This window comes from Micromonospora humidisoli, assembly GCF_016900955.1.
Classification (GTDB): Bacteria; Actinomycetota; Actinomycetes; order Mycobacteriales; family Micromonosporaceae; genus Micromonospora; species Micromonospora wenchangensis.
Genome location: NZ_JAFEUO010000025.1, coordinates 1 through 1,298 on the forward strand (window position 1 = coordinate 1; position 1,298 = coordinate 1,298).

The window sequence follows — 1,298 nt, forward strand, 5'->3', positions numbered from 1 at the left end:
TGGGCTTCCCCCTGAGATGTGGACACCCTGAGACTGGATGTTGGTCCAGAGGAAGGGGTGTCCCCGTTGGGGCGTCCATCGAAGTACACGGAAGAGTTTCAGCGTGACGCGATTGAGCTGGTCCGTTCGTCGGGGCGGCCGATCAATCAGGTCGCTCGTGAGTTGGGGATGAGTCACGAGACGCTGCGGAACTGGGTCCGTAAGCAGGAGCGGCAGACCGGGACGGGTCCGGTATCGGGTGGAGACACGCCGTCGGTGGCGGACAAGGACGCCGAGATCGCCCGGCTGCGCCGTGAGGTCGCGGAGTTGCGGCAGGAGAAGGAGATCCTGCGTAAGGCAGCCGCCTATTTCGCGAAGGAGATGGATCGGTGACCAGCCGCTTCCGGTTCATCTCCGCCCACCGCGCCACCTTCGGCGTCAAGCGGCTGTGCCGGGTCCTGGCGGTGTCCCGTTCCGGGTTCTACCACTGGACCGCGGGTGAGCCGGCCCGCCGGTCCCGCGCCGCCGCCGAGGACGCCCTCGCTGACCGGATCACCCAGGTTCACACCGACTCCGGCGGCACCTACGGATCCCCTCGGGTGACCGTCGAACTACGCGCCCACGGAGTGCGGATCAACCGCAAGCGCGTCGAGCGGATCATGCGGCAACGCGACCTCGTCGGCCGGCATCTGCGCCGCCGCAAACGCACCACCATCCCGGACCCCGCCACCCCGCCGGCACCGGACCTGATCGGCCGCGACTTCACCGCCACGACACCGGACCAGCGGTGGTGCGGCGACATCACCTACCTACGCGTCGGCGCCGGCTGGCTCTACCTGGCCACCGTCATCGACATCGCCACCCGCCGCCTCATCGGCTGGTCGATCAACACCCACATGCGCACGAGCCTGATCACCGACGCCCTCGACGCGGCCGTCGCCGCCCGCGGTGGCCGGGTCGACGGCGTGATCTTCCACTCCGACAGGGGCGCCCAATACGTCAGCAGCGCCTTCGCCGACGCCTGCCACCGACACGGCATCCGCCGCTCGATGGGGCGAACCGGGTCGTCGTACGACAACGCCCTGGCCGAGGCGTTCTTCGCGACGCTCAAGCGTGAACTCGACGTCGACCACCGACGGTGGACCACCGAGACCGACGCCCGCCGTGACGTGTTCCGGTGGATCGCCTTCTACAACCACCGACGACGCCACTCCACACTCGGCTACCTCAGCCCCGCCGACTACGAACAAACCCTCACACCAGCTACCCTGCACCAGATCGCGGCATAACCCGGTGTCCACATCCCGGGGGGAACCTCA

Annotated in this window: 1 protein-coding gene; it reads left to right on the forward strand. The window is 68.3% G+C overall.

Annotated features, from left to right (window positions below; translation table 11 throughout):
* Positions 1-66: 66 nt before the first annotated feature.
* Positions 67-1,268, forward strand: a protein-coding gene (locus JQN84_RS31135) for an IS3 family transposase (RefSeq protein WP_372446030.1) whose coding sequence is annotated in 2 segments (ribosomal slippage) — positions 67-351 and positions 354-1,268 — 1,200 coding nt in all. Because the reading frame shifts where the segments join, the coding sequence is not laid out codon by codon here.
* Positions 1,269-1,298: the final 30 nt, after the last annotated feature.